This is a genomic window from Amycolatopsis sp. NPDC114503, from assembly GCF_055633655.1.
Genome location: NZ_JBVKDT010000005.1, coordinates 44,715 through 68,446, shown reverse-complemented (window position 1 = coordinate 68,446; position 23,732 = coordinate 44,715). Strand labels below are relative to the sequence as shown.

At 69.6% G+C, this 23,732-nt stretch carries 25 protein-coding genes; 14 read left to right on the top strand and 11 right to left on the bottom strand.

Going from position 1 to position 23,732, the window contains the following annotated elements; all coding sequences use genetic code 11:
- Positions 1-38: 38 nt before the first annotated feature.
- Positions 39-1,805 carry a 3-hydroxyacyl-CoA dehydrogenase family protein gene (locus tag ACZ7OI_RS21995; protein ID WP_470266058.1) on the top strand — a complete coding sequence of 589 codons (1,767 nt, stop codon included), beginning with the start codon at positions 39-41 and terminating at the stop codon, positions 1,803-1,805.
- On the opposite strand, the gene ACZ7OI_RS21990 is transcribed toward ACZ7OI_RS21995, so the two are convergent.
- Together ACZ7OI_RS21990 and ACZ7OI_RS21985 are read right to left on the bottom strand one after the other, a co-directional pair.
- Positions 1,799-2,233, bottom strand: coding sequence for a GNAT family N-acetyltransferase (locus ACZ7OI_RS21990; protein WP_470266057.1), 435 nt, complete (start codon positions 2,231-2,233; stop codon positions 1,799-1,801). The two genes, ACZ7OI_RS21995 and ACZ7OI_RS21990, sit on opposite strands and share 7 nt — an antisense overlap.
- A gap of 31 nt (positions 2,234-2,264) precedes the next feature.
- Positions 2,265-3,218, bottom strand: a complete 954-nt coding sequence (locus tag ACZ7OI_RS21985; RefSeq protein ID WP_470266056.1) for an SMP-30/gluconolactonase/LRE family protein — start codon at positions 3,216-3,218, stop codon at positions 2,265-2,267.
- A gap of 148 nt (positions 3,219-3,366) precedes the next feature.
- Here ACZ7OI_RS21985 and ACZ7OI_RS21980 point away from each other — a divergent pair, with 148 nt between their 5' ends.
- Positions 3,367-3,771, top strand: a complete 405-nt coding sequence (locus tag ACZ7OI_RS21980; protein WP_470266055.1) for a winged helix-turn-helix transcriptional regulator — start codon at positions 3,367-3,369, stop codon at positions 3,769-3,771.
- 103 nt (positions 3,772-3,874) lie between these two features.
- On the opposite strand, the gene ACZ7OI_RS21975 is transcribed toward ACZ7OI_RS21980, so the two are convergent.
- The gene (locus ACZ7OI_RS21975) at positions 3,875-4,390 is read right to left on the bottom strand and encodes an Lrp/AsnC family transcriptional regulator (protein ID WP_470266054.1); all 516 of its coding nucleotides are present in this window, start codon (positions 4,388-4,390) and stop codon (positions 3,875-3,877) included.
- A gap of 59 nt (positions 4,391-4,449) precedes the next feature.
- Here ACZ7OI_RS21975 and ACZ7OI_RS21970 point away from each other — a divergent pair, with 59 nt between their 5' ends.
- The gene (locus ACZ7OI_RS21970) at positions 4,450-5,562 is read left to right on the top strand and encodes a trans-sulfuration enzyme family protein (RefSeq protein WP_470266053.1); all 1,113 of its coding nucleotides are present in this window, start codon (positions 4,450-4,452) and stop codon (positions 5,560-5,562) included.
- 81 nt (positions 5,563-5,643) lie between these two features.
- On the opposite strand, the gene ACZ7OI_RS21965 is transcribed toward ACZ7OI_RS21970, so the two are convergent.
- On the bottom strand, positions 5,644-5,847 hold the full coding sequence (locus ACZ7OI_RS21965; RefSeq protein ID WP_344271545.1) for an FmdB family zinc ribbon protein: 204 nt from the start codon (positions 5,845-5,847) through the stop codon (positions 5,644-5,646).
- A gap of 45 nt (positions 5,848-5,892) precedes the next feature.
- Between ACZ7OI_RS21965 and ACZ7OI_RS21960 the strand changes: the two genes are divergently transcribed.
- On the top strand, positions 5,893-7,017 hold the full coding sequence (locus tag ACZ7OI_RS21960; RefSeq protein WP_470266052.1) for an alkaline phosphatase family protein: 1,125 nt from the start codon (positions 5,893-5,895) through the stop codon (positions 7,015-7,017).
- Between the two features lie 442 nt (positions 7,018-7,459).
- Positions 7,460-7,765, top strand: coding sequence for a hypothetical protein (locus ACZ7OI_RS21955; RefSeq protein WP_470266051.1), 306 nt, complete (start codon positions 7,460-7,462; stop codon positions 7,763-7,765).
- A 291-nt stretch (positions 7,766-8,056) separates the two neighbouring features.
- Here the strand turns inward: ACZ7OI_RS21955 and ACZ7OI_RS21950 are convergent, their stop codons facing one another.
- Positions 8,057-8,569 (bottom strand): GNAT family N-acetyltransferase, encoded by a 513-nt coding sequence (locus ACZ7OI_RS21950; RefSeq protein WP_470266050.1) that lies wholly within the window; start codon positions 8,567-8,569, stop codon positions 8,057-8,059.
- A 61-nt stretch (positions 8,570-8,630) separates the two neighbouring features.
- Here ACZ7OI_RS21950 and ACZ7OI_RS21945 point away from each other — a divergent pair, with 61 nt between their 5' ends.
- Positions 8,631-9,368 carry an alpha/beta fold hydrolase gene (locus ACZ7OI_RS21945; RefSeq protein WP_470266049.1) on the top strand — a complete coding sequence of 246 codons (738 nt, stop codon included), beginning with the start codon at positions 8,631-8,633 and terminating at the stop codon, positions 9,366-9,368.
- Here ACZ7OI_RS21945 and ACZ7OI_RS21940 read toward each other — a convergent pair.
- Positions 9,361-10,191 carry a phosphotransferase enzyme family protein gene (locus ACZ7OI_RS21940; protein ID WP_470266048.1) on the bottom strand — a complete coding sequence of 277 codons (831 nt, stop codon included), beginning with the start codon at positions 10,189-10,191 and terminating at the stop codon, positions 9,361-9,363. The two genes, ACZ7OI_RS21945 and ACZ7OI_RS21940, sit on opposite strands and share 8 nt — an antisense overlap.
- 137 nt (positions 10,192-10,328) lie before the next feature.
- On the opposite strand from ACZ7OI_RS21940, the gene ctaD reads away from it, so the two are divergent.
- The 4 genes from ctaD (at position 10,329) to ACZ7OI_RS21920 (ending at position 15,386) form a co-directional block, all read left to right on the top strand.
- Positions 10,329-12,101, top strand: coding sequence for an aa3-type cytochrome oxidase subunit I (ctaD, locus tag ACZ7OI_RS21935; protein ID WP_470266047.1), 1,773 nt, complete (start codon positions 10,329-10,331; stop codon positions 12,099-12,101).
- Between the two features lie 829 nt (positions 12,102-12,930).
- Positions 12,931-14,160, top strand: a complete 1,230-nt coding sequence (gene serB / locus ACZ7OI_RS21930) for a phosphoserine phosphatase SerB (protein WP_470266046.1) — start codon at positions 12,931-12,933, stop codon at positions 14,158-14,160.
- Positions 14,157-14,930, top strand: a complete 774-nt coding sequence (locus ACZ7OI_RS21925) for a peptidyl-tRNA hydrolase (protein WP_470266045.1) — start codon at positions 14,157-14,159, stop codon at positions 14,928-14,930. The genes serB and ACZ7OI_RS21925 overlap by 4 nt, the downstream gene beginning before the upstream one ends.
- A gap of 51 nt (positions 14,931-14,981) precedes the next feature.
- Positions 14,982-15,386 carry an OsmC family protein gene (locus tag ACZ7OI_RS21920; protein ID WP_470266044.1) on the top strand — a complete coding sequence of 135 codons (405 nt, stop codon included), beginning with the start codon at positions 14,982-14,984 and terminating at the stop codon, positions 15,384-15,386.
- Between the two features lie 529 nt (positions 15,387-15,915).
- On the opposite strand, the gene ACZ7OI_RS21915 is transcribed toward ACZ7OI_RS21920, so the two are convergent.
- From ACZ7OI_RS21915 to ACZ7OI_RS21905, 3 genes are all read right to left on the bottom strand, one after another.
- On the bottom strand, positions 15,916-16,248 hold the full coding sequence (locus tag ACZ7OI_RS21915) for a hypothetical protein (RefSeq protein ID WP_009082506.1): 333 nt from the start codon (positions 16,246-16,248) through the stop codon (positions 15,916-15,918).
- Between the two features lie 57 nt (positions 16,249-16,305).
- On the bottom strand, positions 16,306-18,357 hold the full coding sequence (locus ACZ7OI_RS21910; protein ID WP_470266043.1) for an ATP-dependent DNA helicase: 2,052 nt from the start codon (positions 18,355-18,357) through the stop codon (positions 16,306-16,308).
- 91 nt (positions 18,358-18,448) lie between these two features.
- Entirely contained in the window at positions 18,449-19,039 is a 591-nt protein-coding gene (locus tag ACZ7OI_RS21905) for a biotin transporter BioY (RefSeq protein WP_470266042.1), read from the bottom strand.
- A gap of 187 nt (positions 19,040-19,226) precedes the next feature.
- Between ACZ7OI_RS21905 and ACZ7OI_RS21900 the strand changes: the two genes are divergently transcribed.
- Complete coding sequence (locus tag ACZ7OI_RS21900; protein ID WP_470266041.1) at positions 19,227-19,883, top strand: choice-of-anchor P family protein; 657 nt, start codon at positions 19,227-19,229, stop codon at positions 19,881-19,883.
- A gap of 32 nt (positions 19,884-19,915) precedes the next feature.
- Here ACZ7OI_RS21900 and ACZ7OI_RS21895 read toward each other — a convergent pair whose 3' ends face one another.
- Both ACZ7OI_RS21895 and ACZ7OI_RS21890 read right to left on the bottom strand, forming a co-directional pair.
- Positions 19,916-20,491 carry an isochorismatase family protein gene (locus tag ACZ7OI_RS21895; RefSeq protein ID WP_470266040.1) on the bottom strand — a complete coding sequence of 192 codons (576 nt, stop codon included), beginning with the start codon at positions 20,489-20,491 and terminating at the stop codon, positions 19,916-19,918.
- A 10-nt stretch (positions 20,492-20,501) separates the two neighbouring features.
- A complete protein-coding gene (locus tag ACZ7OI_RS21890) occupies positions 20,502-21,806 on the bottom strand; it encodes a nicotinate phosphoribosyltransferase (RefSeq protein WP_470266039.1) in 1,305 nt (434 codons plus the stop codon).
- 74 nt (positions 21,807-21,880) lie between these two features.
- Here ACZ7OI_RS21890 and clpS point away from each other — a divergent pair, with 74 nt between their 5' ends.
- The 3 genes from clpS to ACZ7OI_RS21875 are packed head-to-tail and all read left to right on the top strand — an operon-like array spanning position 21,881 to position 23,732.
- Entirely contained in the window at positions 21,881-22,180 is a 300-nt protein-coding gene (gene clpS / locus ACZ7OI_RS21885; protein WP_067593947.1) for an ATP-dependent Clp protease adapter ClpS, read from the top strand.
- Positions 22,177-22,734 (top strand): DUF2017 domain-containing protein, encoded by a 558-nt coding sequence (locus ACZ7OI_RS21880; RefSeq protein ID WP_037715369.1) that lies wholly within the window; start codon positions 22,177-22,179, stop codon positions 22,732-22,734. The genes clpS and ACZ7OI_RS21880 overlap by 4 nt, the downstream gene beginning before the upstream one ends.
- Positions 22,695-23,732, top strand: coding sequence for a P1 family peptidase (locus ACZ7OI_RS21875; protein ID WP_470266038.1), 1,038 nt, complete (start codon positions 22,695-22,697; stop codon positions 23,730-23,732). Before ACZ7OI_RS21880 ends, ACZ7OI_RS21875 begins: the two co-directional genes overlap by 40 nt.

Here is a 23,732-nt window from a genome sequence, read left to right as displayed (position 1 = left end):
TGAGCGGCAATTACCAGCGGGTAACCTCTGGAGGCCTTGTGGCACGGGAAATCTCGACGGTCGGTGTGGTCGGTCTTGGCACGATGGGCGCGGGCATCGCGGAGGTGCTCGCCCGCAGCGGACTCGACGTGGTCGCGGTGGAACTGGACGAGGCGGGCGTCGAACGCGGCCTCGGCCACGTGCGGCATTCGACCGAACGGGCGCTCGCGGGCGGGAAGCTCGACGAGGCGGGCCGGGAGGCGCTGCTGGGCCGGATCCGCACCACCACCTCGCTCGCCGATCTGTCCGAAGTGGACCTGGTGATCGAGGCGATCCCGGAGAACCTCGCGGCGAAGGCCGAGGTGTTCACCCAGTTGGACCAGGTGACGCGGCCGGACGTGGTGTTCGCGTCCAATACGTCCTCGCTGTCGATCACCGAGATCGGCGTGCACACCGCGCGGCCGGGCAAGGTCGTCGGGATGCACTTTTTCAACCCGGCGCCGGTGCTGAAGCTGGTCGAGGTCGTGCGCACGGTGGTGACGGAGCCGGACGTGGTGTCCGACGTCGTGGAATTCGCGCAGCGGCTGGGCAAATCGCCGGTGGTGATGGGCGACCGGGCCGGGTTCATCGCGAACGCGCTGCTGTTCGGCTATCTCAACCACGCGGTGCGGATGTACGAACAGCGCTACGCCACTCGCGAAGATCTAGACGCGGCAATGCGATTCGGCTGCGGCTACCCGATGGGCCCGCTCGCGCTGCTCGATTTGATCGGGCTGGACACCGCGTACGAAATCCTCGACACGATGTACCACCAATCCCGCAACCGGCTGCACGCTCCCGCGCCGCTGCTGAAGCAGATGATCACCGCGGGTCAGCTGGGACGCAAGAGCGGGCACGGGTTTTACGCCTACGACGCGCCGGATTCGCCGGTGGTGGTGGATTCGGTCGCATCGTCCACTGTGGATTCTTCGCTTGCTCGTCCGGTCCAGTCCGTCGGAGTGATCGGGACTGGGACGATGGCCACCGGCATCGCGGAAGTGTTCGCCAAGCGCGGTTTCGACGTCGTGCTGCGGGCGCGGAGCATGGAGAAGGCGCAAGCGTCGGTGGCGAAGGTGAAGAAGTCGCTCGACAAGGCCGTGGTGAAGGGCAAACTGTCCGAAGAGGACGCTGCCGCCGCGCTTGGCCGGATCCGGCCGGTGACGGAATTCGAGGAACTGGCCGAGGTCGACCTGGTGGTCGAGGCGGTGGCCGAGGAGCTTTCCGTTAAGCAGGCGGTGTTTTCGGCCTTGGACGAGGTCGTCCGGCCGGGCGCGGTGCTCGCGACCACGACGTCCTCGCTGCCGGTCATCGAATGCGCGGCGGCGACTTCGCGTCCCGGCGAGGTGATCGGTCTGCACTTCTTCAACCCGGCGCCGGTGATGAAACTGGTGGAAGTGGTGTCGACGATCGCGACCGCCCCGGACGTCACCGCGACCGCGACGGCCGTGTGCGCGGCAGTCGGGAAACACCCGGTGCATTGCGGCGACCGAGCCGGATTCATCGTGAACGCGTTGCTGTTCCCGTATCTCAACGACGCGGTGAAAATGCTGGAGGCGCATTACGCGTCGGCGGACGACATCGACACCGCGATGAAGGTCGGCTGCGGCTTGCCGATGGGTCCGTTCGAACTGCTGGACGTGGTCGGGCTGGACGTGTCGCTGGCGATCGAGCGGACGCTGTTCAACGAATTCCGCGAAGAAGGCTTTGCTCCAGCGCCGTTGCTGGAACACCTGGTGACAGCCGGGCGATTGGGTCGTAAGACGGGGAAGGGCTTCAAGGACTACTGACGTTTGTACGTGTAGAGAATGAAGCCGTCGTGGAATTTGCCCACCCGGTCGTACAGTGCGCGGGCCGGGGCGTCTTCGAGCGTATTCCAGTAGAGCGAAGGAAAACCGTGCTCGTCGGCGTCGCGGGCGACCCACTCGATCAGCGCCGTCGCGACGCCCTTGCGCCGGACGTTCTCGGACACGAACAGATCGGCGAGGTAGCACTTCCCGGAGTACCAGATGCTGGCGTGGAACAGATAGTGCGCGATGCCGACCATCGCGCCGTCCAGCTTGGCCGCGACCCCGCGGATCCGGTCGTCGTCGAGCAGACGGCGCCAGGTCCGGTCGTAGCTGTCGTCGGTGCGCTCGACGTCGAAGTAGGCGTCTTTGCCGCGGGCGAGGGTTTCCCAGGCGGCGCGGTCGGATTCGGTCAGGAGGCTGATCTGCACGGGTCTATTTTGCGCTGCTCGGCCGGCGTGATCAGCGCAGTGGCAGGCTTTCGAGGGTGAACACCGGGCTGGCCGGCGGGTCGCCGCGCAGGTACGAGTTCATCTGGGAGTTGGTCACCAGCAGCCGGTCCCCGCTCACGGCGACGCCGGTGGTGGTGTCGGCCCCTGGGTAGGTGCGTTCGCCGACGACGGTGGCCTTGGCGTAATCGCAGGACAGCCGCACAGTGGTGATCTCGTTGTTCACGGAGCGTGCGATGGACAGCGTGTTCCCTCGCAGCACCATGCCGTCGGCGCTGGTCAGCGGCGGTGCGGCGATCTTGCGGATTTCGCCGGTCGCGAGGGTGAGCCGATAGAGCGCGCCGCTGTACCAGTAGCCGATGATCAGCGATTTTCCGTCGGGAGCGGCGACGATGCCGTTGCCGTTGGACTGGCCGGCCACGTAGTCCGGCAGGCGGTAGGCCGCCCGCAGGGTTCGGCGGGCGCCGGTGGCCGGGCCGTGCACCTCGGCGGCGGGGATCCGGTAGAGCACGGGGCGGAACGAGTCGGTGACGTAGACGTCGCCGTTGGGGGCGACGGCTTCGTCGTTCACGAGGGTTTTCTCGCCTGTGTCGGGAACGGTGTAGCCGGCAACGAGTTTCCCAGTGCTGGTGTAGGTGAACAAGCGCCCGGTGAAGGCTCCGGCGACCACCAGGCGATCGCCGCTGATCTTGATCCCGGCGACCTCGGTGCGGTCGTCGCGACCGCCGGGCAGGAAGGGATCGAGCGTCTTCGACCCGAGGCGGCCGCGGTAGACGGTGCCGTCGGCGATGCTGCCGGTGTAGAGGTAGCGGTTGTCGGCCGCGACGCTTTCGGGATAGGCGTTGGCGCCGTTGATGGCGATCGTGGCGGGGTCGCCCTCGCGTGTTGCGGCCGTGGCGGGAGACGCGAGCGCAGTCAGGGCGGTGGATATCGCGGTGAGGGCAAGGAACGCGGTGCGGGTGGACATCGTGGGAGCACCTTTCCGGTGTTGGCGAGGACCTCCTGCCGCGGTCTTCCGCGGCGTTGCGGCCCACGATGGCCCGGCTGCTTCCTGTTGGGAAGTAGCCACTTTTTGGTAAGGTAGCCACCCGTCGGAAAGCAATGAGGTGAGTGCTGTGGCAACCGCCAAGGCCGTGACCGGGACGACATCCTCGTGGGATCCGTATGTGCGCGGCTGCCCGTCACGGGACCTGCTCGACCGGATCGGCGACAAGTGGTCGATCCTCGTGCTCGGCGAACTCGGCAAACAGGGGCCGTGCCGGTTCACTCAGCTGCGCAACCGGTTGTCGGGAGTGAGCGAGAAGATGCTCACCCAGACGCTGCGGGCCCTCGAACGCGACGGCATAGTCCGGCGAACGGTGTACCCGGCCGTGCCGGTGCGCGTGGAGTACGCGCTGACGCCGTTGGGCGAGTCGCTGCGGGTGCCCGTGAAGGCGCTCACGGAGTGGTCAGTGCGGCACCTGACCGAGGTTCTCGCCGCCCGCGAGGAGTACGACAACCGCGCTGAGCAGTCCAGCTGAGCAGTTCGAGGGCTCCGCGGCACCTGCTGACGACGCCGGTCCGCTCGCCCTCAGGCAAACCGACCGAACACACGTAATTCGAATACGCGAGCCCGCCAGCAGATCACCGTTCGCGCCGCCGGATGCGCGCGCCCTGGGCGGGTTCGCCGTCCGGCGGCAGCAGCGGGCCGCCTTGCCACTGCTGGAAGACGAGATTCGTGTGCACGCGGGCGACCTCGTCGCGGGAGGTGAGCTCGTCCAGCACCAGCCGTTGCAGCTCGGCGGCCGAGGTGGTGGCGACGTGCGCGAGGAAGTCGTCCGGTCCGGTGAGGTGATAGACCGCGCGGATTTCCGGCAGCGCCAGCAGGTGTTCGACGAACTGCTCGACCAGCGGCCGTCGATGCGGCCGGACCTGCACGAACAGGAACGCCTCCAGCGGACGGCCCACCTTCGCCGCGTCGACCTTGGCGTGCTGCCCGGTGATCACGCCGGTCTCCCGGAGCCGCGCCACACGGTCCAGACACGTGGACGGCGCGAGCCCGACCGCCGCCGCCAGCTCCTTGTTCGACGTCCGGGCATCGTTCTGCAGCACCCGCAGAATCTCAAGATCAACCGGACTGAGTTCGACTGTTTCGGACATTCCTGAATCTTATCCGAGCTTGTTGCTTTGCGACCGTTGCTTGTCCGACCGTGACTGCCATGACTTCCGCCCTGAGCACCCGAGCCGTCCACGCCGGTCGCGACGATCTCGCCGACCTCGGCCTGCACGCCGTCCCGCTCGATTTCTCCACGACCTACCCCGCGCGCGACAGCGCCGAGGAGGCCCGCCGGATCGACGAGTTCGCCGCGGGCGGGAACGTCACCGGCATCTACGGCCGCATCGGCAACCCGACCGTCGAACGGTTCGAGCAGGCCCTGGCGGAACTCGAAGGCTTCGACCACGCCGTGGCCTTCGCCAGCGGCATGGCGGCGGTGTCGGCGTGCCTGCTTTCCGCCGTGTCGCAAGGAAAACGCCACGTCGTCGGCGTCCGCCCGCTGTACGGCTGCACCGACCACCTGCTGACCACCGGCCTGCTGGGCACCGAGGTCACCTGGACCGCTCCCGAGGATGTCGCTGAGGCATTGCGCCCCGACACCGGCCTGGTTTTCGTGGAGACGCCCGCGAACCCGACCTTGAGCGAACTGGACATTGCCACGCTGACCGCCGCGTGCGGCGACGTCCCGGTCCTGGTCGACAACACCTTCGCGACGCCCGTTCTCCAACGCCCCGGCCGCCTCGGCGCCCGAATGGTGCTGCACAGCGCGACGAAGTTCCTTGGCGGCCACGGCGACGTCATGGGCGGCATCGTCGCCTGCGATGCGGAGGAAGCCGCGCGCCTGCGTTCCCTGCGCTTCGCCACCGGTGGTGTCCTGCACCCGCTCGCCGGATACCTGCTGCTGCGCGGCCTGTCGACGCTCCCGCTCCGCGTCAAGGCCGCTTCGGAGACTGCCGCTGTCCTGGCCTCGCGGCTAGCCTCCCACCCTTCGGTCAGCGCCGTGCACTACCCGAAACTGGGCGGCCCGCTGGTGGCCTTCGAGGTAACCGGCGACCCGCACGCGGTGATCGGCGCCGTTCGGCTGATCACGCCCGCGGTGAGCCTGGGCAGCGTCGACACGTTGATCCAGCATCCGGCTTCGCTGACGCACCGGATTGTCGCGGAGGACGACCGCACGGGCTCCGGCATCACGCACGGGTTGCTGCGGCTTTCGGCCGGGCTGGAGGATGTCGAGGACTTGTGGCTCGATCTGGATCAGGCTTTGAAGGGCTGCTGAGCGGTTTTGCGTCGCGGCATCCGCCGTCGGGTTCGACGGCGGATGCCGCGGCCTGGCTTGGGGCTGGGCTCTCCTCGCCGATCAGCTGCAGCACCCGCCTCCGCAGCAACCCCCTCCGGCCGGTGCCGGTGCGGATGCCGAGCCGGTGAGCGCGACGGTCGTGAGCAGCTTGACCGTGTCCAGATGACCTTCCGGGCAAGGGGCGGGCGCGCTGGACTCGGCCATCGGGCGCTGGAGTTCGAACGTCTCGGTGCAGTCGCGGCAGCGGTAGGCGTAGGTGGGCATGCCTTGATTATCGCTGGCGGGCCGCGTTGGTGGGAAGCTGTCCGGGTGGATGTGCCCCAGTACGCGGATGTTCCGCACCTAGGCCAGGTCGTTCCCGCTCTGCTCGGCGCGCTGGGCGTGCCCGGCGAGGACGGCGGCCTGGCGTTGCCCGAAGCCCGCAGCGCCTGCGTGCTCCTCATCGACGGCCTCGGCTGGGAACTGCTCGCCCAGCACGCCGCGGACGCCCCTGTTCTCACCGAACTGGCCGGCACCCCCCTGCGAGTCGGCTTCCCGTCGACCACCGCCGCAGGCGTCGCCGCGATCGGCACCGGTTTGGCGTCCGGCGAGCACGGCATGGTCGGCTACACCTTCGAGATCCCCGGCTCCGGCGTCATGAACGCCCTGCGCTGGCGCTCCCACGACGACGGCAGCGACCTGCGAGGTGCCCTGCCCCCACGCGAAGTCCAGCCTCTGCCGACGACCTTCGAACGCGCCGCCGCCGCGGGAATCGAGGCCGCAGTGGTGTCTTCGGCGCATTTCGCCAACACAGCCTTGACTCAAGCGACCCAAAGCGGAGCCCGGTACGCCGGCGTCCACGCATTGGGCGACCTGGCCGCGCGGACCTTGGAGGTATTGGCTTCGCGGTCGTTTTGCTATGCCTACCACAGTGAATTAGACCTGCTAGGCCACCTCTACGGCCCTGGCTCGACCGCCTGGCGGATGCAACTGCGGCACGTCGACCGCTTGGTAGAGTCCATTGTGGACGGACTGCCCGCCGGTGCGGTGCTGGCGGTGGTGGCGGATCACGGAATGGTGACCGTCGAGGAAAAGCTGAACCTGGAGGACGCTCCGGAGCTGCTGTCGGGAGTACGCACTTTCGGCGGCGAAGTCCGCGCGCGGCATGTCTACACGGAACCTGGCGCGACGCCGGATGTCGTAGCCGCGTGGCGCGAGGTGCTGGGCTCGCGGGCCTGGGTCCTGCCGCGCGAAGAGGCAATCGCGGCAGGCTGGTTCGGCGCCGCGGTGAGCGACCGGGTCCGCCCCCGAATCGGCGACGTCGTCGCGGCGGCTACCGGGACGTTCGGCATGGTGCGCGAACTGGCCGAGGCAGTGGAGTCGAACTTGGTGGGCCAGCACGGTTCGCTGACGTCGGCGGAGCAGCTGGTTCCGCTGGCGATCGCGCGGGGTTGATCCGGCGACCCGGATGCCGCTTTGGGCGCTCCGTTCATGCCTCGCTGCTTCATGGGCGGCGCGCATCGCTGGCTCACTTCGCTGCTTCATGAGCGGCGCGCATCGCTGGCTCACTTCGCTGCTTCATGAGCGGCGCGCATCGCTGGCTCACTTCGCTGCTTCATGGGGCGGCGCGTACCGCTGGCTCACTTCGCCGTTTCATGGGGCGGCGCGCATCGCTGGCTCAGCTCGCCGTTTCATGGGCCGGTGCGCGCCGCTGGCTCACCTCGCCGTTTCATAGGGCGGCGCGCACCGCTGGCGCACTCAACGCATCGAGCGCGAGTGGTTGTGGCCAGCCAATTCAGCGAGTGCCCGCGAGACGCGGTTCCCGGCAGCCAGGGTGAGCCGGTGGTACGGGGTGCGTGGCTGAGCTGTCTCGCAGAAGCCCGGTTACCGTGTCTGCGTGCCCAGACGCAACCGACCCGGCCGAGGCCGCCCCGCTTCTGCCGAGCGGCCAGAAGCCGGTGCGGTCAGCGGCTGGGCCCGCAGCGAATCCGGCCCCGACGGGGACTGGCTGGTGCGCACCGTCCCCGGCTCGCAGGCCGCCAAGACCTACCGCTGCCCCGGGTGCGACCACGAGATCCGCCCTGGCGTTCCGCACCTGGTCGTCTGGCCCGCGGACGAGACCGGCGGCGTCGCGGATCGTCGGCATTGGCATCGGCCTTGCTGGGAGGCTCGGGCCCGGCGTCGGCCGAACCGACGTTGGTGACGCGGAACCGTTACTGCGAAAGGGTTCCCTTCCGTCGGGCCCGGTGCCGCCAGACCGCATCGCGGTTGACGCGGGCGTGGATGCGGTATCGCCGCGTTCCGCTGCGAGTGAAGCTGCCTCGGCACCCGCACCCCGCCGTGACCGCGAAAGCCCGTCACGGCGGACCGCCCACCGCCGAACGCGGCCGAACACCCGTCATAGCCAAGCAGCCGTCACCGCCGAAACCCCACGCGTAACCGCCCAAGCACGCCGACCCCAGCCGCCCCCAGTCGCTGCGCAGCCGAAACCCCGTCACCGCCGAAAATGCCGCGAAACCGCCCCGTCGTACTCCTCCTCCACGTACTCCGTGAACGCCAGCTTCTCCACCACCCGCAGCGACGGCGCGTTCGTCACCGCCACACTGATCAGCACCGGAATCGCCGGAATCTCCCGCTCCGCCCACTCCACCGACGCCCGCGCCGCCTCCGCCGCGTAACCCTTTCCCCACACCGACGGCCGGAAGCGGTACGCCAGGTTCAGCACCTTCTCGCCCCGGAACTCCCGGTTGCGCACTCCGGTCATGCCGATCACGTCCGACCCGTCGGCGGATTCCGGCCTGCCCCGCTCCCGGACCGCCAGGTACCCGTAGCCGAACTCCGCCCAGTGCTCGAGCCAGCTGTCGAACATCACCAGGGTGGTCGCGGTGTCCGGCGGACGCGGGTTGTACCGATTCGTCTCCGGGTCGCTCTGGATCTCCACCACCGCCTGCCGATCGGTCTCCACGAAGTGCCGCAGCACCAGCCTTTCCGTCACGATCTCTGTCACGCCCCGACCATAACGACGGGGTCCGACAAAAATCGCGGCGACAACAGCGACAATCTCCGCCATGACCGAACTGCCGTTGGTGCTCCTGCACGCCTTCCCGCTCGACGCCCGCATGTGGGACCCGGTCCGCGCGCCGCTCGCGGAACGCCTCCGGGTCATCACGCCCGACCAGCGCGGTCTCGGCCGGAGCCCGTTGCCGGAGACCGAAGCCGAGCCGGATCTCGCCGACGCCGCCCGGGACGTCGTCGCGCTCCTCGACAAGCTCGAACTCGATCAGGTGGTTCTCGGCGGTTGTTCGATGGGCGGCTACCTCGCGATGGCAGTCCTCCGGCTGGCTCCCGAGCGCGTCGGGGGACTGATCCTCATCGACACCAAAGCCACCGCCGACACCCCCGAAGCCGCGCAGACCCGGCTCGACGTCGCGAATCGTGCGGAGACCGAGGGCGTCAAAGACTGGCTGGCCGACGCGAACCTGCCGAACCTTCTCGCCGACACCGCGTCCGCCGACGTCCTCGCGCGCGTGCGCGAATTGATCGACGCGCAGCCGCCGTCCGGGGTCGCCTGGGCCGCGCGGGCGATGCGCAACCGGCCTGATTCCGTTGACCTGCTGCGCGAAACCGACGTTCCGGCGCTCGTCATCGTGGGGGACCGAGACGCGATCACGCCGCTCGACGCCGCCAACACCATGGTCGACGCGCTGCCGGACGCGACCCTCGCAGTCCTTCCCGACGTCGGGCACCTGACGCCACTGGAGGACCCGGCAGGCGTGGTCGAAGCGATCCTCGGCTGGGTCAGCTGAAGTACTCGACAGCTGCGGCGCGCGCTTCGTCCAGACGGTGTGGGAAACGCTGTGCGATCAGGAACCGCCACGCCACCGCGAAGAGCGAGCGAAGCTGCGTACACGTCGCGAGAACGGCTTCGTCCGCTTCGCCCGGGTACGCGGCGAGGAATTCGGGTCCGCCTTGTTGGGCGAGGATTGCCAGGTCCCATTCGAGTGGTCCGCGCCAGGTGTCCTCGAAGTCGAGCCAACACGGGCCGTCGGAGGTCTCGATGAGGTTGCCGGGATGGGCGTCGCCGTGCAGGGCCTGGACCGGGCCGGACGGCAGCAGCGCCGCCAGTCGTTCGGTTTCCGCGCGGATCCGGCCGGCGAAGCCGTCCAGCAGCGAACCGTCGCGGGCGACGGTGTCCAGGAGTTCGCCGACCGGGCCGCGGGAGGGCAGTTCGCCCGGGTAATCGCGCAACGCGGCATGGACCCGGGCGAGCGATCGGGCGGTCTCGCCCGGCCCGTGCCGATGGTCCGGATCGTGCGGCGTCCAGTGCCAGAGCGTGACCGGCAAGCCCTCGGCGAAATGCGGTCCGGCCGGGGGATCCACGGCCGGTGAGACGACGCGCACACCACGTTCGGTGAGGTAGGCCGAAAGGGCGACGTCCCGCTCGAGCCACGCGGTCGCGTCCGGCCGCAGCAGCCGGGTGGTGGCCGGGACCCTCGCCACGACCGGACCCATCCTCACCAGCACGTTCGAGCGCTCGTGCAGCACCTGCGCGGAGCCGGTGGGGAGGCCGAACCGGCGGCCGATCGCGAGCGCGGAGGAGACCGCCGCGGCGCGGTACGAGTCGGTCACGCGGTGATCTAACCAGCCGGTGCGAGCGACTGTCGGTACCGAGGGCTACGATCCCCTTAACCGCCCGGATCAGGCCCGCGCCTGAGCCCGAGCGCCCCGAAGTTGACCACCACAAGGTTGCAGTGTTGGAGGCAGGAGTGACGGCCGTAGCCCCCAAGCCGATCGCAACGCGCCCGTATCCCGCGCGCGAGACGGCAAAGGGTTCGTACCTGCTGCGGTTGTTCCGCACGACGGACCACAAGCAGATCGGGATCATGTATCTGGTCTCGTCGTTCGCCTTCTTCATGATCGGCGGCGCGATGGCCATGCTCATCCGGACGGAGCTCGCCCAGCCGGGGCAGCAGTTCCTGTCGCAGGAGCAGTACAACCAGCTGTTCACCATGCACGGCACGGTGATGCTGCTGCTGTACGCGACGCCGAGCCTGTTCGGGTTCGCGAACTTCATCCTGCCGCTGCAGATCGGCTCGCCCGACGTGGCGTTCCCGCGGCTGAACGCGTTCTCCTACTGGCTGTTCCTGTTCGGCAGCCTGATCGTGCTGTCCGGCTTCCTGACCCCCGGCGGCGCCGCCGACTTCGGCTGGTTCGCCTACACGCCGCTGTCGGACGCCATCCACTCGCCCGGCGTCGGAGCCGACCTGTGGATCGCCGGCCTGGCGGTGTCCGGTCTTGGCACCATTCTCGGCGCGGTCAACATGATCACCACGGTGGTCTGCCTGCGCGCGCCCGGCATGACGATGTACCGGATGCCGATCTTCACCTGGAACATCCTGATCACGAGCATCCTGATCCTGCTCGCGTTCCCGATCCTCACCGCGGCCCTGTTCGGCCTGCTGGCGGACCGGCACCTCGGAGCCCACGTGTTCGACCCGGCCAACGGCGGGGTGATCCTGTGGCAGCACCTGTTCTGGTTCTTCGGCCATCCAGAGGTCTATATCGTCGCGCTGCCGTTCTTCGGGATCGTGTCGGAGATCTTCCCGGTCTTCAGCCGCAAGCCGGTGTTCGGCTACAAGGGCCTGGTCTTCGCGACGCTGTCGATCGCGGCGCTGTCGGTGGCGGTGTGGGCGCACCACATGTACGCGACCGGCGCGGTCCTGCTGCCGTTCTTCTCCTTCATGACGTTCCTCATCGCGGTCCCGACCGGCGTGAAGTTCTTCAACTGGATCGGCACGATGTGGAAGGGCCAGCTGTCCTTCGAGACGCCGATGATCTTCTCGATGGGCTTCATCGTCACGTTCCTCTTCGGCGGTCTGACCGGCATCATGCTGGCCGCTCCGGCGATCGACTTCCACGTGTCGGACAGCTACTTCGTGGTGGCGCACTTCCACTACGTCCTCTACGGCACGATCGTGTTCGCGACCTTCGCCGGGATCTACTTCTGGTTCCCGAAGATCACCGGCCGGATGATGGACGAGAAGCTCGGGAAGTGGCACTTCTGGACCACGTTCATCGGCTTCCACACCACGTTCCTGGTGCAGCACTGGCTGGGTGCCGAAGGCATGCCGCGGCGTTACGCGGACTACCTGGCCAGCGATGGGTTCACCACGCTGAACACGATCTCCACGATCGGCGCGTACATCCTCGGGGCGTCCACGCTGCCGTTCATCTGGAACGTGTTCAAGAGCTACCGGTACGGCGAAATCGTCACGGTCGACGACCCGTGGGGCTACGGCAACTCGCTCGAGTGGGCCACGTCCTGCCCGCCGCCGCGGCACAACTTCACCGAACTGCCCCGGATCCGCTCCGAGCGGCCCGCGTTCGAGCTGCACTACCCGCACATGGTCGAACGCCTCCACGCGGAAGGCGAGATCGGCTTCTTCGGCAAGGCCAAGCACGTCGCGGCCCCGTCGCAGAAGCTCGTGGAAGCCACCATGCCGGGCGACCACGGCAAGGACAACGCGAGCGAGCAGTAACGGCGCTCGCAACAGCTGCACGGCGCGTGCCCGGTCGAGGTTTCTCGGCCGGGCACGCGCCGTTTTTCGTGCCTGGGTTGTCGTGCCGGGCTGCTGGGCTGGCTATGCCGAGGGCGTGCGGGTGGCGGCGCTGGCGGGGGAGTTGGTGAGTGTCTGTGTCGTTCTCGCCGGGATGAACGTCCGCGAGACTTGACCGACCGCTCATGCTTGCCTCGTTGCCTCGTTGCCTCGTTGCCTCGTTGCCTCGTTGCCTCGTTGCCTCGTTGCCTCGTTGCCTCGTTGCCTCGTTGCCTCGCGAAGCCTTGCCCGAGCCGCGCGTCCGCCATCCGCCGTTGCGCCCAGCCGCACTGGTTCGCCAGCCCTCGCCCGGTCCGTTCCGTTGGAACCTGCGACCGCACCGTTCCGCCAGCTTCCGCCCCAGCCCGCCCGGTCACAGCCCGGTTCCTGGCCGCACCTGCACTGCAGCCTGAGTCGCTCGCCATGGCCGCAGCGCAATCCACCCACGCGCGTCCCAGCGCGCCGCTTCATCAGCCTTCGTCCGAGCCTGCGCAGCCCGCGCTGCCGCCGTTCCGGCTCGCCCTGCCCTCACCCAGCACGCACTGCCGCCGCTCCAGCCCGCCCTGTCCTCACCCGCCCCTGGTCGTCTCCGCTGCGACCGACCCAGGCCATATCCCGCCCCACACCGCCCCCGCATCGCCCGTTAGTGGCGCCAGCGGTGTGAAGCACGGCACGGGGGCGTTCTGCCCGCCGCCGCTGGAGGCCAGACTGTGCGTGCCGACTCGCCGTGGCCTAAGCGTCGGTGCCGAGACGAACGAGGGATACCGAACCAGTGAGCCAGACTCCCGTCCTCATCACCACGACCGGTCCGGACAAGCCCGGGGTCTCGTCCGTGCTGTTCGCCGTGCTCACGCGGCACGACGTGGACGTGCTCGACATCGAGCAGGTGGTCATCCGCGGGCAGCTCGTGCTCGGCGTGCTCGCCGGCGTCTACCGCGACCCGGAGGGGCTCCAGGAGTCCGTCGAGCAGGCGATGGCGACCGTCGGCATGGAGGTCGAGGTCCGGATCGGCGACGCGATCGGCGCGGATCCGTTCGCTCTCGGCCGGCGCGATTCGTCGCACGTGCTCGTCCTGCTCGGGCGTCCGGTGACCGCGCGGGCGTTTTCCGAGATCGCGCGGCGGCTGGCGGGCGTCGGGGCGAACATCGACTCGATTCGCAGTGTCGCCGATTACCCGGTGACCGGGCTTGAGCTGTACGTCTCGGTGCGCGAAGACACCGCAGAAGCCGACGCCGAGCTCCGGTCCATGCTGGCCGATGCGGCACCCGAGGCCAACATTGACATCGCCGTCGAGCGCGCGGGCATCACGCGTCGCGCGAAGCGGCTGGTGGTCTTCGACGTCGATTCCACGCTCGTGCAGGGCGAGGTCATCGAGATGCTTGGCGCGTACGCCGGGGTCGAGGAGCAGGTCCGCGAGATCACCGAGGCCGCGATGCGCGGTGAGCTGAACTTCGCGGAGTCGCTGGAGCGGCGCGTTTCGCTGCTGGCCGGACTGCCCGCGAGCGTGATGGACGAGGTCGCGGCGAAGCTGGAGCTGACTCCGGGGGCGCGCACGACCGTCCGGACGCTGAAGCGCATGGGGTTCCGCTGCGGCGTCGTGTCCGGCGGGTTTACCCAGGTCATCGACCATCTCGTGGACGACCTCGGCCTCGACTTCGCGGCGGCCAACGAACTGGAGGTCGTCGACGGCAAGCTCACCGGCCGCGTGGTCGGCGACATCGTGGACCGCGCGGGCAAGGCGACCGCGCTGCGCCGGTTCGCCGGTGAGTACGGGATTCCGCTCGGCGCGTGCGTCGCGGTCGGGGATGGGGCCAACGACATCGACATGCTGGCCGCGGCTGGCATGGGCGTCGCGTTCAACGCCAAGCCCGCGCTGCGCGAGGTCGCCGACACCGCGCTCTCGCACCCGTACCTCGACGCGGTGCTGTTCGTCCTCGGCGTCACGCGCGCCGAGGTCGAGGCGGCGGACGCGGCCGACGGACTCGAACTGGCCCGCCCGTGAACCCTCTGCTCGAACCGCTGCGCAGCCGGTACGCCTCGTGGCTCGGCCTCCCCGCCGAAGACACCTCGGACACCTCCGACGAAAACCCGGACGAGGTCCGCGCGATGCCGATCATCCTGCGGATCGAACGCGCCGAACCGCCCGGCCGGACGGCGCTGCTCGAAGCGGCCGCCGCGGCGGCGATCGCGGTGTGCCTGGACGAACGCGTCGAGCCCGGCGGCGAATGGGCTGAGCCGGTGCACGCGTGGCTCGACAACCGGATCCGGAAGGTCGCGCGCCGGGCTCGCGGCGCGCACTGGCAAGCGGTGCTCGACCAGCCGGGAATCACGATCGAGGTCGACGGCGCGCAGGCGCGGGCGCTTGTGCCCGGGCTCGTGAAGGAGGCCCCGAAAGAGGTCTCACGGCTGCAGATCTCCGGCAGCGAACTGCCCGCCGACACCCCCGGTCCGGTCCCGGCCGACGTCCCGCTGCTGATGCTCAATCCGGATGTCCCGATGACCGTCGGCAAGGCGTCCGCGCAGGTCGGGCACGCCACGATGATCCTCGCGTCGCTGCTTCCGGACGACGAACTGGCGGCGTGGGCGGCGAGGGACTACCGAGTCGCGGTCCGGACGCCCAGCCCGGGCAAGTGGAAGGAACTGTGCCCGGTCGACGACCCGGAAGCGGGCTGGCGCGACAACCGCGTGATCGCGGTCCGGGACGCGGGCTTCACCGAGGTAGACCCCGGGACGATCACCGTGCTGGCGCAGCAGCCCGGAACATCGGCGTGACCCGCGCGGTTGCGCCAATGCAGTGATTCGACGGGTGGGAAGGCGTCTCCGATGACCTTGGAAGTACAGCGCGAAGGCACGCACAGCTTCGTCGGCCGCAACGAGCGCGGCGCGGAGGTGCGATTGGGCCGGGCTGGTGCGGAGGGCGCGTTCTCCCCGGCGGAACTGCTGCAGATCGCAGCGGCGGGCTGCTCCGCGGTGACAGCGGAGCAGCTGATCACGCGGCGCGTGGGCGAGGACTCGAAGTTCCGCGTCGCGGTGACGGCCGACCGGCGTGAAGGGGCGTCGGAACTGGACGCGGTGCACGTTGCGTTCGACGTTGACGTGTCCGGCCTGGACGAGGCTCAGCGGGAGGCGCTGGCGGGCGCGGTGGACCGGGCGATCGAGCGGTTGTGCACGGTGAGCCGGACGCTGAAGAAGGGCATTCCGGTGACGGAGACCTTCCCGACCGCCTGAGCTGCGGCGGTTGGTTGGTGAGGTGGGGCGGCCGCGCCGTGGTGGCGGGCGCGGGTTGCTGTGGTGGTGCGGTGGCTGGTTCTTGCGGTGGAGTAGCCGAGCTGGTGCGGCGGGCTGTTCCGGGGGCGGGGTTGCTGAGCCGTGGTGGCGGGCTGTTCCGGGGGCGGGGTTGCTGAGCCGTGGTGGCGGGCTGTTCCGGGGGCGGGGTTGCTGAGCTGTGATGGCGGGCGGTTCCCGGGGTGGGGTTGCTGAGCCGTGGCGGCTGGCCGTTCCCGGGGCCGGGCGGCTGGCTGTCTCGCCGGTGCGGTCGCCGCGCTGCCGTGGCGGGCGGTTGCGGCGATCCGGGTCGCTGACGCGCGGCGATGGAAATCCCGCAGAACGGCAGCCGAGCCGCCGTCCCCGAAACCGTCGAAGCCGCAGCCCGGCAACCCTTGCCCAGCAAAGGTTTCCGGCCGGGACAAAGCAGTGAAACCTAACAGCGAAAGCCGCAACAGAACCAGTTCTGGAACGGCGCTTCAGCGAGCCCGAATCAGCTCTGCCACACCACGTAAGCCTGGTCAGCGTCCGTAGTCATCGCTTCGATGAACTTCTCGTTGTCGAAGCCGGGCAAGGTCTGCAGGCGTTCGATGAGGGCGTCCGCGGCCGGGTCGCCGCTGGGGACCGCGGTGCCTTTGCCGTCGTTGCCGACCAGCATGAAGAAGACGTCTTCGTTCCAGGGGCCGTCGGGGATGACTCTCACCATGACGGATTGCAGTTCTGACCACGTCACAGCTTCTTCGCTGCCATCGGCGAGCCGGCGCCGCACCCCGGTGTCGTCAACACTGACGGTCCGGGATTGTGCGCTGGACGAATCCTGGGTCAACGGTGCTCCCTGTCGTGTTCGTTCCACTCACCGTACCCGCCTGTCCCGTGCGCTCGGTCAGGCGGGCGCGGCCGCGTCGAGTCGCTTCAGTGCGTCTCGTGCGACCTGCGGATCTGTTGTCGGCCAGAACGGCGGCAGCGAGGCGCGCAGGAAACCGCCGTAGCGCGCGGTGGCCAGGCGGGAGTCCAGCACTGCCACCACGCCGCGGTCGGTGACCGAGCGGTGCAGCCGTCCGGTGCCTTGTGCCAGCAGCAGCGCCGCGTGCGTCGCGGCGACGGTGAGGAATCCGTTGCCGCCTCGGGCTTCCACCGCGCGTTGGCGTGCGGACGACACCGGATCGTCCGGGCGCGGGAACGGGATCCGGTCCACCACCACGAGCTGCAGCGACGGCCCGGGCACGTCCACGCCCTGCCACAGCGTGAGCGTGCCGAACAGACAGGTGCGCGCGTCCTCGGAGAACTGTCGCACCAGCAACGGCGTGGCGTCGTCGCCCTGGCAGAGGATCGGGTGGTCGAGCCGTTCCCGCATCGCTTCCGCGGCCTGTTTCGCGGCGCGCATCGAGGAGAACAGGCCCAGCGTACGGCCGCCCGCGGCTTCGACCAGCTCGGCCAGTTCGTCCATTGTGGACTCCGCGAGACCGTCGCGGCCGGGCGGCGGCAGGTGCTTGGCGAGGTAGAGGATGCCGTTGCGGCGATGGTCGAACGGCGAGCCGACGTCCAGCCCGGTCCACTTCGGGCCGTTGTCCTCGTCCGACGGGGCTTCCTTGTCGGTGGCCGTGCCCGGCGACTTCACCACGCGCGGACCGCTTGGCGGGAGACCCCATTGCCGTGCCATGGTGTCGAATTCGCCGCCGAGGGTGAGCGTCGCCGAGGTCAGCACGGTGGTGTGCTGGTTGAACACGCGCTCCCGCAACAACCCCGCGACGCCGAGCGGCGCGACCTTCAGCGCCGGCGGTCGCGGGTTCGCCGAGTACCTGTCCCCGGTCAGCCAGACGACGTCGCGTTGGTGCGCCAGATCCTCGTCGTACGCGTCGAGCAGCCGCACCGCGGTGTCGTGCACTTCTTCGAGCAGCGACCGGGCCAGCTTGCGCGCGGTCGCCTCGCCGACGTCTTCCTTGCGATCCGAGCCCAGCGCGGTGAGGCATTCCTTCGCCGCGTCGCGCACCGCCGGGATCGCGCCCTGCAACGGCTTCGGCAGCGCGTCGAGCCGCCCGGCCGGGATGTCGTCGAGGATCAGCGCGAGTCCGTCCGACGACTCCAGCAGCCGGTCCGCGATTCCCGCGTCCATCAGCTTTCCGCAGCGGCGTGCGGCGGCCGAAACCATCGCGCTGGTGAGTTCGCCGGTCGCGACCGAGGTGACCCGGTCGACCAGGTCGTGCGCCTCGTCGATGATCACCAGGTCGTGGTCTGGCAGCACCTGGTAGCCCTGCAGCGCGTCGATGGCCAGCAGCGCGTGGTTGGTGACCACGACATCCGCGCGGCCCGCTTCGGCTCGCGCGCGTTCGGCGAAGCAATCGGTGCCGACCGGGCACTTCGCGGCGCCGAGGCATTCCCTTGCGGTGACGGAAACCTGACGCCACGCTTGGTCGGACACTCCGGGCACCAGCTCGTCGCGGTCGCCGGTTTCGGTGTCCGACGTCCACTCGTGCAGCCGCGTGACTTCCTTGCCCAGCCGGGACACCGCGAACGGGTCGAACAGCTGCGCGTCCTCGGGCTCGTCGGACGGACCGGTGTCGAGCCGGTGCAGGCACAGGTAGTTGCGGCGGCCCTTGAGGATCGCGAAGGTCGGTTCGCGCCCGAGCGGCTTCTTGAGCGCCTTGGCGAGGCGCGGGAGGTCACGGTCGACCAGCTGGCGCTGCAACGCGATGGTGGCCGTGGAGACGACGACGGTGGTGTCTTTCTCCACCGCGTGCCGGATCGCGGGCACCAGGTACGCCAGCGATTTGCCGGTGCCCGTTCCCGCTTGCACGGCGAGGTGTTCGCCGGTGCGGATGGCGTGGCCGACGGCATCGGCCATCTTCACCTGGCCGGGGCGTTCAGCGCCGCCGACAGACTCCACCGCGTGGGTGAGGAGTTCGAGGACGCCGGGGAAATCGGTTCGGGCGGGCACAGCGAGACACGATAGCCGCCGGGTCCGACAGGATCTTCGATCCGGCGCGAACGGACCCCTCGCGCCGGATCGAAGCTCCCGGAATTACGGCTCAGTCTTCCTTGCGGAACCGCGAAACCGCGGCCCACGCGAGCGGCAGCACACCGGCCGCGACCACGGTCTTCAGCACGTCGCCCACCAGAAACGGCGTGACGCCCTTGTCGAAAGCGGTGGCGAGATCGAACCCGGTGGCGGCCATCAGCCACGGCACGCCGAACGCGTAGATCGCGACATTGCCGAGCACCATGGTCCCCGCCGTGCGCAGCGGAGTGCGGTCGCCGCCGCGACGGGCGAGCGCGCCCACGAGCGCACCGGCGAACACGAAGCCGACGATGTAGCCCGCAGAGGCTCCGGACAGCCCGGACGTCCCGCCCTGGAACCACGGCACGCCGGCCGCGCCGACGAGCAAGTACAGCAGCATCGAGGCGGCGCCGCGGCGCATGCCGAGCGTCGCGCCGACGAGCAGCGCGGCGAAGGTCTGGCCGGTCATCGGCACCGGCGTGCCCGGAAGCGGGATGACCAGCTGCGCGGCCGCGCCGGTGAGCAACGCTCCGCCGGCGACCAGCGTCAGGTCGCGCACCAGGGTGCCGGGCACGAGGTCGGCCAGCACCTGACGGCGGGCCGGGAGAGACAGTGACGACACGGGACCTCCAACCACGGAAAACGGACGTCCGGGCAGGTTATCGTCGAGTGAGGCGGCGCAACGAGACAAGTTGCGTTCCTCACCACCCCTGTCTTCCGCCACACGTACGGGTGAGCTGTCCCGGTCGACGTTTGGGACCCCTGCCGCGCTGCCGATGTCGAAGCACGGGCGAAGGGAGACAGGTCGAATGCGCGGACGGATCCTGCTGGTCACCGGGGTTCTGCTGGCGGCGGCACCGGCGGTGGCGCACGCCGATCCGCCGACGTCCACCGGCTGGGGTTCCGCGGGCAGCCTCGACGTGCTGGTGGACCACGAGCACGTGGTCACCGGCGAACTGGCGCGCTGCGACGCCGACGGGCCGACGTTCGCGCGCACCACCGGCGGCGCGGCGGGCAACGTCGCGGTGTTCGGTTTCGGCGGCACCACGTGCGAGCGGAAAGGCTCGATCGCGCAGGTGAAGACCGGCGGGCAGCGGTTCGAATCCGACCTGCTCACCCGGTACGGCGGGCCCGAGCTGAAGGTCCGCACGTACTCGGTCGGCTGCGCCACCACCGCGGATTCGGGCAGCACCGGCACGATGTCGATCGGCGAGGTCTCCGGCTTCACCATGCCGTCGTCGATCCCGGCGAACTACCGGATCACGATCCCCGGCGGCGCGGCGGGCACGGCGCTGGCCACGATCACGCTGAACGAGACCGTGACGCCGCAGCCCGCCGACGGCAGCCTGGTCACGCACGCGGTGCACGTGAAGCTGTTCCCGCAAGGCGGTCCGGCGAGCGGGGACATCTACCTCGGCACCGCGGCGTGCAATCCGTACGGCAAGGGCGGCGCGCCAGCCTCGTGAGCGGCTGAGCCGGTTCTAACCGGCGTGAACGCTCACGAGGGCGGCAGGGCGGGCGTGCCGGTGTAGCGCACGCCTGCCTCGTCGAAGTCCTTCAGCGTCGCGTCCACCGTCGGCTGCGAACCGCCGACGGTCAGATCCAGCAGCACCTGCACGTTGAACCCGGCCTGAGCGGCGTCGAGGGCGGTGGCGCGCACGCAGAAGTCCGTCGCGATGCCGACGACCTCGACGTCGGTCACCTCGTGCGCGCGCAGCCATTCCTCGAGCGTCTTGCCGTCGCCGGACTTGCCCTCGAAACCGGAGTACGCGGCGGTGTACTCGCCCTTCGAGAACACCGCCTCGACCGGCACCACGTCCAGCGCCGAGTGGAACGACGCGCCCGCCGTGCCCGCGACGCAGTGCCGCGGCCAGCTGGTGTTGAAGTCGGGCGTGTCGCTGAAGTGGTCGCCCGGATCGATGTGGTGGTCGCGAGTGGCGACGATGTGCGTGTAGCCGCCGTCGGCCATCCGCCGCGAGATGGCCGCCGCGGCAGCCGCCCCGCCCGGCAGGCCGAGCGAGCCTCCCTCGCAGAAGTCGTTCTGCACATCCACCACGATCAGCGCGGTTCCCATGGTCGGCTCCCTACAGAAAAGTCGTCGGTATCGCGGGCTCGCCGTGCGAGAGCTTGAGGCCCTCCCACGGCAGGCTCACCTGCGCACGCCGCAGGCGGGCGCGTGCGTCATCCAGTGTGGGCAGATCATCCACCGGCGCGCCCTCGCGCACCAGGGGGATCTGCAGGTCGAGATCGTTTTCGCCGGCTTCCGGGCGGCCGCTGGCGGCGGTCCAGACCACTTCCTCGACGGCCGTCCCGGTGCTGCGGTGCCTGCGCAGCGCGTGCTTGCGCCCGCCCCGGGATTCCTTGTGCGCGCTGCGTTTCGCGACCGGCCTGCCGTCGACCTCGACCAGCTTGTACACCATCCCGGCGGTCGGCGCGCCGGATCCGGTGACCACCGAGGTGCCCACGCCGTAGGCGTCCACCGGTTCCGCGCGCAGCGCCGCGATCGCGTGCTCGTCGAGGTCGCCGGACACCACGATCCGGGTGTCTTTCGCCCCGAGCGAGTCGAGCTGGTCGCGGGCCTTGCGGGCGAGCGGGCCGACGTCGCCGGAGTCGATCCGGATCGCGCCCAGCTCCGGACCGGCGACGCGCACGGCCGCCTCGATGCCCGCGGTGATGTCGTAGGTGTCCACCAGAAGTGTGGTGTCCGCACCCATCTTGCTGACCTGTGCGCGGAATGCCGCTTCCTCGCTGTCGTGCAGCAACATGAACGCGTGCGCGACGGTGCCGCGCGTCGGGATCCCGTAGCGGCGGCCCGCTTCGAGGTTCGACGTGGTGGCGAATCCGGCCAGGTAGGAGGCGCGCGCGGCGGCGACCGCGGCGTACTCGTGCGTGCGCCGTCCGCCCATCTCGATGATCGGCCTGCCGTGCGCCGCGCCGGACATCCGCGCCGCCGCGGACGCGATCGCGCTGTCGTGGTTGAGGATCGACAGCACCACCGTCTCCAGAACCACCGCTTCGGCGAAACTGCCGGTCACGGTGAGGATCGGCGAACCAGGGAAGTACAGGTCGCCTTCGCGGTAGCCGTCGATGTCGCCGCGGAACTCGTAGTCGGCCAGCCACGCCAGCGTTTCCGGGTCGACGACCGCGGTCTGCTCCAGCATGGTCAGCTCGGCGTCGGTGAACCGGAAGTCGGCGATCGCGTCGAGCACGCGCGCGGTGCCCGCGACGACGCCGTAGCGGCGGCCGTCGGGAAGCCGCCGCGCGAAGACCTCGAACACGCACGGCCGGTCGGCCGTCCCGTCCGCGAGCGCGCTCGCCAGCATGGTCAGCTCGTAATGGTCGGTGAGCAGCGCCGTGCTGGCGCTGGTGACCGGCTCGGGGGAACCCATGGGAGCAGCCTATTCACTCACATGGACGGACCTGGCGCGGCGTACCGGGATGGCCCCGTGACACCATGGTGTGCATGTCCACGCCTGTCGCATCCGAACAGACGCAGGTCGATCCACTCGGGGCCGAGCTGGCCGAATCCGACCAGCCCTGGCGGACGATCGTCTGGAACGACCCGGTGAACCTGATGTCGTACGTGACGTACGTCCTGCAGAAGCTGTTCGGCTACAGCCGGGACCACGCCACGAAGCTGATGCTCGACGTGCACAACAAGGGCAGGGCGATCGTGTCGTCCGGTTCGAAGGAGAAGGTGGAGACCGACGTGGCGAAGCTGCACGCGGCGGGCCTGTGGGCGACCATGGAACAGCCCTCGTGAAGGCCTGGCGGCGCAAGGGGGACGCCATCCTCGCCGGCTTCGAACAGCAGGAAGCAGCGGTGCTGCGCGGGCTGGTCGGGCAGCTGGAGGACATGCTCACCGCCCGGGCCGAGGAGGCCCCGCAGGACGAACTCGCCGAGCTGACCGGGATCCGCACCGGGCCCGCCGAATCGCCGGACGACCCGGTGCTGTCGCGGCTGCTGCCGGACTTCCACCGGCTCGACCCGGACAACCCGAGCCGCGAGGACCTCGATTCGGCGGCGGCGATGCGGTCGCTGCACGAGCCGGAACTGCTGGAGAAGAAGGTCGGCGTCGCGAAGATCGTGCTCGACACGCTCCCGCGCGACGGCGGTTCGGTGAAGCTGACCTTCGAGCAGGCCGACGCTTGGCTCGGCGCGCTGAACGACGTCCGGCTGGCGCTGGGCACCGCGCTCGACGTCACCGAGGACATGCCCGACGAACTGCCCGAAGACGACCCCCGCGCACCCCATCTCGGCGTCTACCATTGGCTGACATGGGTGCAGGAGACGCTGATCCAAGCGCTGACCGGCTGACTGGCGGGAAAATCACCGACGTTCCCGGCGTGCTCGTAGGCCATCACCAGCGGCTTGACGAGGGCTGGGCTTCCGGAACCACTGTCGTGCTCGTGCCGGACGGCGCGACCGGCGCGGTCGATCAGCGCGGCGGCGCGCCCGGCACGCGCGAAACCAACCTGCTGGAGCCGGAAAACCTGGTACAGCAGGTGAATGCGGTCTGTCTTTCCGGCGGAAGCGCGTACGGGCTCGCGGCGGCGGACGGCGTGATGCGGTGGCTGTCCGAGCGGAATTTCGGGTTTCCCGTTGGCGCGCAGCCGTATGAGGTAGTGCCGATCGTGCCCGCGGCGGTGCTGTTCGACCTGCCGCGCAGCGAGTGGGGCAATCGGCCGGATGCCGATTTCGGTTACGCCGCTTGCGAAGCAGCGGGGGAAGCCGTCGAGATGGGTACCGTCGGCGCGGGCTCGGGCGCGGTGGTCGGTTCGCTCAAGGGCGGCATCGGGACGGCGAGCGAGGTCGTCGGAGAGGTGACCGTCGGCGCGATCGTCGCGGTCAACGCGGCGGGCCAGGCGGTGGATTTCGCGACCGGGCGGGCGTTTGCCGGCGATCACGAAGTGGACGGCGAGTTCGGTGTCCGCTGGCCGGATCGGCCGGGCGAGGTGCCGGGGCAGCGAACCGACCTGAACACCACGATCGGTGTGGTGGCTTGCGACGCGGCGTTGACGAAAGCCGAGGCACGCCGGTTGACGGTCGCCGCGCAGGACGGGTTGGCGCGCGCGGTGCGTCCGGCGCATTCGATGTTCGACGGCGACACCGTGTTCGCGCTGGCGACGGGCGCGCGGGAACTGCCGGGGGAGCCCGGGTCGTTCGCGGTGGCGGCGCGAGCGGGCGCGTTGGACGCGTTGTGCGCGGCATCAGCGCGGGTGTTCGCGCGGGCGATGGTGCACGGGCTGCTGTCGGCGACCTCCGCGGCGGGCATCCCGGCGTATCGGGACGTGTGGCCGGAAGCGCTGGGCTGA